The organism is Gluconobacter vitians (assembly GCF_015244565.1).
Taxonomy (GTDB): Bacteria; Pseudomonadota; Alphaproteobacteria; order Acetobacterales; family Acetobacteraceae; genus Gluconobacter; species Gluconobacter vitians.
This window is the reverse complement of sequence record NZ_JABCQG010000069.1, coordinates 1-1,770: the sequence shown is the minus strand read 5'-3', so window position 1 is coordinate 1,770 and position 1,770 is coordinate 1. Positions and strand designations below refer to the sequence as shown.

At 52.4% G+C, this 1,770-nt stretch carries 1 protein-coding gene and 1 pseudogene; both read left to right on the top strand.

Annotated features, from left to right (window positions below):
* A pseudogene (locus HKD24_RS15050) lies at positions 1–187 on the top strand (IS481 family transposase); the annotation flags it as partial.
* A 166-nt stretch (positions 188–353) separates the two neighbouring features.
* Positions 354–1,535 carry a zinc-dependent alcohol dehydrogenase gene (locus tag HKD24_RS15045; protein ID WP_194260963.1) on the top strand — a complete coding sequence of 394 codons (1,182 nt, stop codon included), beginning with the start codon at positions 354–356 and terminating at the stop codon, positions 1,533–1,535.
* The last annotated feature ends 235 nt before the right edge of the window (positions 1,536–1,770 follow it).

Here is a 1,770-nt window from a genome sequence, read left to right as displayed (position 1 = left end):
CCATTACGACAGTCATGAGCAGTTGAGGACACACCTCAACGACTTCATGGCAGCCTATAATTTCGGGCGAAGACTCAAGACCCTCAGTGGCCTTACCCCTTACGAATACGTTTGCAAAATCTGGACTTCAGAGCCAGAAAGATTCATCATCAATCCAACCCATCAAATCCCGGGACTAAACACCTAACTCCCAGAATTTGATCTGGTAAGGCGAAGGAAGGCGTAAACGGGACTCAGGAAACCGTTCGCTCACAAGCCCGAGACCTGCATCAAGTTTTGTTGGCAGGAACCTTCCAAACTATCGACAGCATCAGGCGTCTCTCCTGCATCCCTCCAGAACAGGACGACCTCCCATGAAAGCTTTGACCTGGCAGAAAAAGGGCAAGATTACCTGTGAAAGTGTGCGTGACCCAGAAATCATTGAGGGAAGGGATGTCATCATCAAGGTGACGGCCTGTGCCATCTGTGGTTCTGACCTGCACCTGATGGACGGCCTCATGCCGACCATGAAATGTGGTGACATTCTCGGACACGAAACGATGGGGGAGGTCGTTGAGGTCGGAAAAGACAACAAGCGTCTCTCGGTTGGCGATCGTATCGTCGTTCCGTTTACGATTTCCTGTGGCGAATGCAGACAGTGCAAGTGGGGTAACTGGAGCTGCTGTGAGCGCACAAACCCCAACGGGCGCCAGCAGGCCGAAACATTCGGGTATCCTCTAGCTGGCTTGTTTGGTTACTCGCATATCACAGGTGGTTTTTCCGGCGGACAGGCCGAATACTTGCGCGTTCCGTATGCAGACGTCGGTCCCATTATTGTTCCTGAAGGACTGGAGGACGAGCAGGTCCTTTTCCTGTCCGATATTTTTCCCACCGGCTATCAGGCCGCAGAAAACTGCGAGATCACCCCTGAATCCGAAAAGACCATTGCTGTCTGGGGATGTGGGCCGGTTGGACAGATGGCGATCCGCTCCTGCTTTCTGCTGGGAGCAAAGCGCGTCATTGCTATTGACGAAGTCCCGGAAAGACTGGCCATGGCAAGGGCGGCAGGCGCGGAAATCATAGATTTCCGCACTCAGAACATCCAGGAAACTCTTGTCGAAATGACTGATGGGCTTGGACCAGATGCGGTTATCGAAGCCGTCGGCATGGAGGCACATGGCGCCGATACTATGATGCAGAAAGTCGGTTCAGCACTGCTTTCAGCGACAACACTTGAGAGGCCATTCGCTCTCAATCAGGCCATCCTCGGATGCCGACCAGGCGGCATTCTTTCCATGCCTGGTGTCTATGCCGGTGCCCTTGGGCCAGTCATGATTGGTATCCTCATGAACAAGGGACTGACCCTGCGGTCAGGGCAGACAAATACGCAGAAATACCTCAGGCCTCTGCTGGAGCGTATCCAGAAAGGGGAAATCGATCCTTCTTTTGTCATCAGTCATCGCTCTTCAAACCTGGAAGAAGGGCCGGCACTGTATGAAAAATTCAGGGACAAAAAAGATCGTTGCACCAAGGTCGTTTTCCGCCCACATGGGTGAGGGCTGTTGAGGCTCGGACGCAGACGACATTTGCCTTTTTGTAGATCTAAAAGGCAAATGTCGAATCTGATTATGAATGATGCAGATAGCTTCAGACAGACGCGGTAAGACGCCAGCTCAACACTCTAGGGCCTGTTAGCACTTGAAACACTTCCCATATTATAGGGATGGAAGAAGGAGACGGAACAGGCACTTTTACGGACGAGACATGGGCGATCTGGGAGCCTCTGATTGA